Annotated in this window: 5 protein-coding genes and 1 pseudogene; 2 read left to right on the top strand and 4 right to left on the bottom strand. The window is 69.5% G+C overall.

Features of this window, described 5'->3' with window-relative positions:
- Nucleotides 1–153: 153 nt before the first annotated feature.
- A complete protein-coding gene (locus HK417_RS23935; RefSeq protein WP_222273053.1) occupies nucleotides 154–2,109 on the bottom strand; it encodes a hypothetical protein in 1,956 nt (651 codons plus the stop codon).
- Nucleotides 2,110–2,553: 444 nt separating this feature from the next.
- Complete coding sequence (locus HK417_RS23930; protein WP_222273050.1) at nucleotides 2,554–2,847, bottom strand: hypothetical protein; 294 nt, start codon at nucleotides 2,845–2,847, stop codon at nucleotides 2,554–2,556.
- 765 nt (nucleotides 2,848–3,612) lie between these two features.
- Here HK417_RS23930 and HK417_RS23925 point away from each other — a divergent pair.
- Nucleotides 3,613–4,137: a peptidoglycan-binding domain-containing protein gene (locus HK417_RS23925; protein ID WP_222273047.1), complete on the top strand. Its 525-nt coding sequence runs from the start codon at nucleotides 3,613–3,615 to the stop codon at nucleotides 4,135–4,137.
- Nucleotides 4,138–4,292: 155 nt separating this feature from the next.
- Here the strand turns inward: HK417_RS23925 and HK417_RS27370 are convergent.
- Nucleotides 4,293–5,101 (bottom strand): annotated as a pseudogene (locus HK417_RS27370) (IS982 family transposase); the annotation flags it as partial.
- A 165-nt stretch (nucleotides 5,102–5,266) separates the two neighbouring features.
- Nucleotides 5,267–5,932 (bottom strand): GAP family protein, encoded by a 666-nt coding sequence (locus HK417_RS23910; RefSeq protein ID WP_222273038.1) that lies wholly within the window; start codon nucleotides 5,930–5,932, stop codon nucleotides 5,267–5,269.
- A gap of 76 nt (nucleotides 5,933–6,008) precedes the next feature.
- Here HK417_RS23910 and HK417_RS23905 point away from each other — a divergent pair, with 76 nt between their 5' ends.
- Nucleotides 6,009–6,560, top strand: a complete 552-nt coding sequence (locus HK417_RS23905) for a TetR/AcrR family transcriptional regulator (protein ID WP_222273035.1) — start codon at nucleotides 6,009–6,011, stop codon at nucleotides 6,558–6,560.
- Nucleotides 6,561–6,763 lie beyond the last annotated feature (203 nt).

Here is a 6,763-nt window from a genome sequence, read left to right as displayed (position 1 = left end):
ACTAACCTGACACCGCACCCGGGTGGGGACTTTCGATGAGCACCCCTGGGGACATTCGGCGAGCGCCATCACAGCAGGCCGACGACATCTCCCGATCCTCGCGGAAGACGTCATCGGGACGCTTCCCCAGGGACGAGGATCAATGGCTATTCGCTAGGAGAGGCTCGCCCTGAAGGCACCGATGTCGTCCAGGACCGGTTTCTTGACCCCACGCTCGGCCAAGTCCGTGCGGAGCAGCTCCAGCTCGTCCCGAGCCGCCCGGACCGCATCGGCTTGCGCATGCAGCTCCGCACGTAGCCGCCCGAGCTGGTGGTAGGCAAGGTTTTGCTGCCTGTTCCCTTCTTCCCGGTAGTAGGCGACGGCAGCGTCCGTGAGCGCGAGCGCCTCGGCCGGGTCGGCCTGGTGGGACCTCACGAGCTGGTCATCCTGGCGGCGGTAGAAGTCGTTGCCCACGCTGTGCGCGACGGCGTACGCGGCCTTGGCACCGAGCTCGCTCCCGGCGAACTGTCCGGCCGCCTCACGCAGTCGATCCATGCCTCCCTCGAGGAAGGGTGACTGCGAGCCGTTCAGGACCAGGGCGAGCCCGACCTGCGGGGTGAAGAACTCGTGGGCGAACCGGTCCTGCTCGCGGTCCGTGGGGCGGCCGACCCGCAGTCGCATGGTGTTTGACGTGAGCAGCAGGTCCCCGGCGGTGTACACGACCCGCAGCAGGTACTCACCGGGCTCCGCGAAGGTGAACCCCCGCCTCCCGTATGTCACGGACAGCCGGGCGCTGTAGCGGTCCCGCCCCTCGTTGGACAGGTCAGAGGCAAGTGGCTCGAGCGTCACCGTCTCCGGCATGCCATAGAGGCACATGACTGGGGCGAACATCGTGACGCGGTCGTCGGGGTGCCTGACGTAGACGACCGTGGTTCCGTACTCGGGCTCGAACCGTGCATCCAGCTCGATCGGGTCGGGAGATGTGTTGCGGACCCGGACCTCGATCTCCACCGGCTCCATGAAGTCGAAGTAGCCCTTCGACCTGAGCAGTAGCTCGGCCCCGGCTCCGGGTTGGGTCTCGGCCATGGCGCCGGCTGGAGCCTCGAGGTGACCCCCGGATGCCCACGGGTCGCCCCCCATGATCACGCTCGCCCGGTCACCGTGCCGGAGGTGCACCAGCTCCTCGTCGTCGAACCGGAAGCGGAAGTCACTCCAGAACGAGTCGGGGCCGTTGCGCTCGTCGTAACGCCAGTCGTAGTTCATCCACGACAGCGAGTCTGGGCGCGCCTTGTCCCACGAGTGGAGGAAGTTGAACGCATGCCCCGCCTCGTGCACCCACGTGTACAGGAAGTGCCGCATCGCCCTGGCCTGGTCCTGCGTCGCGGGACGGCCGGGCACGAGGTCGTTGAACCAGGTGTGGTCACGGAAGACCGCGAAGCCCTGGCGCTCGGGAGCATCTCCGGCGCCGCCGAACGTTGCCGCGGCGTCGAACATGATTCCGCCGACTTGGGTGTTCTGGAACGAACCCGCGAGCAGTCCCCAGAGGTTCCAGCTGGGCCAGGCTTGCGGGAACTGGCCGAAGGCGACCTCCATGGCGTCGTGCAGCTCCGCCGGTGACCACGTGGCGAACCCGGGGGCACTGTCGTCGATCTCGGTGTGCACCGGGTCGACCGTCACACCGATGCCCGCCTCCCGGTACGCCTCCTCGACCGTGAGGACTCGTTGCGCGGTGTCCGGTGGCCGGGTGGCGTGCCAGGTCGTGTCGTACGTCGGCAGTTGCGGCGTTTGGTTGATCGAGCGGCAGTAGTCCGTCTCAAGCGTGACGTCGCGGAAGCTGTCCGAGCGGAACGAGCAGCTGTACGTCGCCGCCGCCCCGCTCCCGGGCGTGAGGGTCACCTCGGCGGGACCGATGGCGCCGTGCCGCCACGGCACGACGATGCGAACCGTGGTGGCGGGGTGGCTCCCCCGCCAGTAGCGGACGGTCCCGGTGATCTCGACCTGACAGCGGGACCACGAGACCACGGGGGCGTCGACGATCCACGACTCGAGGTATGTGGAGACCGGGACGAGTCGTCCACCGTCGCCGCGGGTCAACCGCCGGTCGTACACGTCCGCACTCACACGGTTCATCACGAGTGAGTGGGCGTTGTACCGCTGATCCACGTCGATGCGCAGGTGCAACGCGGTCCCGGACAGAACGTGACCGGCTCCGCTGCTTTCGTAGCGTCCGCTCACGCCCCGCCGCCGCCAGCACTGCCACCAGTCCGGTGCCGAGCGCCACGGCTCCGAGACCGGTCCGGGCCCGTGAGGCGACTGCGTCGGTCCCGGCGGGAACAGGTCCGTCTCCGCCGTCGCGTTGGTGGCGACAGTGCCGTCCATCGTGGACCCTCCTGCCGCAAGGGGATCGGGCCCAGCAGACCCGCCTGTGAGGACTTCGGTGCGAGTGTGTGGTCACGCCGTCACAGATGCGTCACCGCATCAACACCGCGGGCGGCGCACCGCCCTGGTCCGTGCCGTCCCTCCTCGGACGGTCCATCGAGGCCCGACCGCAGTCCCGTCCCGTACCACCACGAGTCAGGCGTAGCCGAAGGGTTCATCGTGGACGAGGAGCGTGAGGTGTCCGGACTCGACACCTGCGCCGACGTGGGCGGGCGCGGCAACGTCGACCCCCGCCCGAAGTCCACGGCGTGGCAGGTCTACCTCCAGGCGGCACGTCGGGGACGGGACGTCGAGGTCGAGGGTCTCGGCATAGCCGAGGAGCAGTCGGGTCGTGACATGCTCGAGCCGGCGGAAGATGTCTCCATCGATGCTGACGACGACCTCGTCGTCGTCGAACCCGTCCTGCAGATGCAGCGCGAGGATCGGCACGGCACCACCTCCATCGTTGCGTCGGGACCCGGGGCTCGTGCACGGGACACCGGGCTATCGGACAGGTGAACGTGTGCCCGCGCGCTGATCCCGCATGCGGACCAGGAGCCTGCTGGACCCGGCTGACCTCATGACCGAAGGTCGCGGGCACGCGACGGACAAGTCGGACTGTTCGCCGGAGATAGTCGATGCGTCATCGGCAAGGGGAGTGTTCAGCCGACGGGGGTGACTTCAGCCGATGAACAACGGGGGGTTCTCCGTCGTCGATCGTGACGGGGACGACGCTGACCCGGACTTCGAGCCAACGACTGCACCGACGACAGCAGCACGATGGTGGGAGTGAGAGTGCTGCAGGGCCGCAGCGAGCGCGTCCGCCTGCCTCTCGACGTCAACGCCGGTGACGGCGTGCTCACCTGCGAGCGGACAATCGCCGACCGCGCCATCTCCTGGCCATACCCCGGATAGGGAGCGACTCGCTGGTAGCCCGCTCGTCCCCACACTGCTAGGCCGTCATGATCGCGTTCGTGACGGTTCGCAGCCCTTCCGTAAGCCGCGTGAGCTGACTCTATGGACGGCGGGGAAGCCGGTGAAGGCCAGCAGGTCCTCTTCGGTCTGCCGGAGCATCGCCTCCCACCTGCGGGAACTAGCGCCGCTGGCCGGCAGCAGCGTCGCGTCCCTGCTCGGCCGCGCGTGCAGGAGATGACGCCACGGTGACGACGGACTGGCAGGTTCCCGGTCGGGAACGACAGTTCGTCCTTTCGTGGCGTGCTCGAGTGTCCCGGCGCCGCGTCCGATCCGATGCGGGTCTCCGTCGAGGAGGGAGTCACCATGGTCGAGTCGATCAGTCCCTGGCCGTTGATCAGCAAGGGCGCCAGAGAACACCCGGTCCAGACGCTGCAGCACCTGCTGCGAGCGCGCGGCCACCAGGTCGCGGTGGACGGCATCTTCGGCCCGAAGACCGACCAGGCCGTACGGACGTTCCAGCAGTCCAAGAGCCTGACCGTCGACGGCATCATGGGGCCCCGGACCTGGTCGGCGGTCATCGTGCAGGTCAAGCAGGGCAGCCGAGGGGACGCCGTGCGCGGCGTGCAGGAGGAGTTCCAGTTCCGGAACCTCTCGGGCGATCCGGCGCAGGGCCTGCAGATCGACGGCATCTTCGGACCGAAGACCGACCAGGCCGTGCGCGGGTTCCAGCAGGCGCTGTCTGCGGACTTCCCGGAGGTCCACGTCGACGGCATCGTCGGCCCCGTCACTTGGCGGGCCCTGGTCAGCGGGATGCTGTCCTTCTGACCCCGCAGGCGCGCTCAGCAGGAGATGCTCGCCGGGGATCATGGCAGGGGGGACAGTGACGACGCAGCAGACGCACATCACGCCCTCCACGCCGATGGGCGCCACGGTCGTCGACGGGGGGACCACCTTCCGCGTCTAGATGACTGATTCCAAGGTCAGTGCCCGTAGGGGATCAGTGATCGTGGGGTTGGTGCGCCGATGTGGTCGTTGTGCCAGATGGCGGCGGTGAGGGCCAGCCCGTTGCAGGACGCGGACCTAGACCCCGGTCGGGGTGTGCCCGCCGTGTTGTTCCAGGTCCAGCTGGCCCTTGAGGGTGTCGTTGATCGACTCGATCACCTGCCGCAGCGGCCTGAACAGGCGCGCTCCGGGCCGGGGTGCCTCGCCGGAGCGGGTCGGGCGCAACAGCGTGATGCCCTGGCCGTGCAGCGTGGCCTCGAACTGCCGGCCGTAGTAGTGCCGGTCGGCGATCACCGTCTGCCCGGCCCGGCCGGCGGTCAACGTGGGGTCGGCATCGAGGATGCCGAGCAGCACCTGGCGCTCATCGGCCTTGGCACCGGAGACGGCGAAGCCCGACCGGCAGGCCGGGCAGCGTGCACAGCAGGTGCAGCCGCAGCCCCCAGAAGTAGCGGGAGTGGCTGGCGCAGTAGCCGTACTCGGCCCAGCCGGCCAGCGCCGAGCGGTGCACCGTCTCCCGGGAGCGGGCGCACTCCACCGGCGTGGAGTCGACCACCCACAGGTCATCGGTCCACGGATCGGTGTCGCGGGCCAGCACGCCGATCAGCCAGCGCAGCGTGTCGGCCAGCCGGCGCAGCCGCTTGTTGTAGCCGGGCCGCTGGGGCAGATACGGAAACAGGTGCCGCAGCTGGGCGCGGGCGAACCGCAGCCAGCGGGCCTTACTGGTCCGGCCCAGCAGGGCCTGCCGCACCGCGACGGTGACCAGCTCGGCGTCGCTGATCCGCGGCGCGGCCTACTGAGGGACAGCTGCGGCTGGAACGATGTGCCCGGAAAGGCAGGCAGAAGTCGGCCGGCCAGAACAGGTGCACATGTCCCCTGTCCTGGCCGAGCACCGGGACACGATCCGGGGCCGCGACTGATGTCGGGAGATGGCGGAACTACGGGCGGAGCGGGTTCACACCTGCGCTGCGACGGCGGCCACGGCGGCCGCGAGCAGGAACAGGCTGAGGGCGGCCGGGATGCTGCGAGGTACGGCGCGAGCCTGGCCGATGCGCTCGTAGACGCGACGAAGTCGGCGGCGCACCCGCTCGCCGTGGGCCGTGCCGACGGCGAGCAGCACGAGGCAGGGCAAGCAGTACACGACGGCGTAGCCGGCCAGCACCCACAACCCGGATTCCAAGGGCACCCCTGCGGTCACCAGGCGCTCGATGGCGATCAGGTAGGGAAAGGCGTTGGGCAGGTCGGCCGCCGTGACGAGCACCCCGACGGGTGCAGCGGTCCACGCGCCGAACCAGCGGGGCAGGACGACGGCTGACCGCTGCTGGGGTCGCAGGCGACGGACGGCCGCGACGAGCAGTAGCAGCGCGGCCAGCCCGAGGGCGCCCCGGCGCACCCACACGAGTCCACCGCTCACCGCATCGGCTGCCAGGTCCGCGCCGGTGTAGACGGCGACCCCGACGGCGAGCACGGCCAGGTAGGCACCGGCCACGTAGGCCAGTGCGGTGCCGAGCCGGCGCGGCAGGGGTGCCAGCAGGATCAGGGCGACGCCGGCGATCGTGGCCGGGTTCAGCGAGTCGAGTGCTGCCAGGCCGACGATGCCGGCCAGCAGAGCGGAGCTCACCGGGCAGCCCACCAAGACATGAGATGACAGTATCTCAACTGAGACATTAACGTCTCAGGACACTAGGCTCCCGCTTGTGCGAGAGGAACTCCTGCTGATGTCCGCGGCCGAGGTACTGTCCACCGCACCGGCCGCCTCGATGGAGGACATCGCCGCAGCCGCAGGGATCAGCCGGGCCACCCTGTTCCGGCGGTATCCGAACCGGCAGGTGCTGGTGGCGGCGGTGGCGCGGGCAGCCGCCGAGGCCTACGTCACCGCCATCGACGCCGCACGGCTGGACGACGGTCCGCCGGACGTGGCCCTGCGCCGGCTCATCGGAGCGTTGGCCCCTCTCGGGGTCCGCTTCGGGCTGCTCACCTCTCAGCCGCTGGATGAGTTGGTGGAGCAGGAACTGCTCGCGCTGGTGCGCGACAGCGACGAACGGCTGCGCGCACTGGTCCGCCGTGGCCAAGAGGAAGGCGTCTTTCGCGTCGACCTCACCGCAGAGTGGGTGGTCATCATGGTGACGTGGTTGCTCGTCGGCGGTGCCGACGGCGTCCGACTGGGACAACTCGCAGCACGAGAGGTCGAGCGTCTCGTGGCCGAGACGGTCCTCGGCGCACTGAGGCGACCACCCAGACGTCGCTGACCGGGCCGTCTGCGCCAATTTGCGCAGCCCGGCGTGGTCCCCCCGCGACGGCTCAGCATGGCCGATGCCGGTTGCGACCCCCACAGTCCCCGACGCCCCCCACGGCGCAGGTCCAGCCGGGGCAAGTGATGTCCCTGAAGTCCTGGTTGTCCCCTGTCGGGGAGTGCCGTTCCGGGCTGAAAATGGGGCGCGGCCGCCCGTCG

The organism is Modestobacter marinus (assembly GCF_019799945.1).
In the GTDB taxonomy this organism is placed as follows: domain Bacteria; phylum Actinomycetota; class Actinomycetes; order Mycobacteriales; family Geodermatophilaceae; genus Modestobacter; species Modestobacter marinus_B.
Note: the sequence above shows the minus strand (reverse complement) of the source record. Positions and strands in the feature narration are given on the sequence as shown.

Excerpts from the sequence above, each read along its gene's own strand:
- HK417_RS23935 (WP_222273053.1), bottom strand. The coding sequence starts at position 2,109 with ATGAACCGTGTGAGTGCGGACGTGTACGACCGGCGGTTGACCCGCGGC.